Below are 502 nucleotides of genomic sequence, written 5' to 3' on the forward strand. Positions count from 1 at the left end.
AAAGCGACTAAGGCCGACGACACGTACGGCAAAATCGGCGCGCTACTCTACATGTGTGACAAACACATTCCGCAACTGCTGGATGAAATGGGGCGCTTAGCTACCGGATTCTCTTACAAGGTCAACCAACTGCAATCGCAAGGTTTGGATCTCAACGGCAAAATCGGTAAAGACGTTTTCACCGATGTGAATTCTGAGCTGGTGGCTAAATCACGAGTGTTTACTGCACCAAACTCGAAAGCGGATGTTGCCGTTTATGTCGATGATATTTCAGCGTTGAAAGGTGGCGAATATGCGCTGCGCTTCGATGGTGATCGCTACAGTGTGACAACACCGAAAGGCGAGCAAGTTCAGATAGATATAGACCAGTCGGATTCTACCTTCGTATTGGATGGCATGAGAGTGCAAATCGGCGAAGGCCTTGCCGCTGGCGAACGAGTGCTGCTGCGTCCTACTCGCAGTGGTGCTGCCATCATCAAGATGGAAACCAATGACGCTAAAT

At 49.8% G+C, this 502-nt stretch carries 1 protein-coding gene; it reads left to right on the forward strand.

Annotated elements, in window-relative coordinates; all coding sequences use genetic code 11:
- On the forward strand, positions 1 to 502 hold a 502-nt coding region (locus tag R7040_RS30455; protein ID WP_411978244.1), incomplete at both ends, for a FlgK family flagellar hook-associated protein.

The sequence above is a fragment of the Vibrio sp. 1069 genome, from assembly GCF_033340555.1.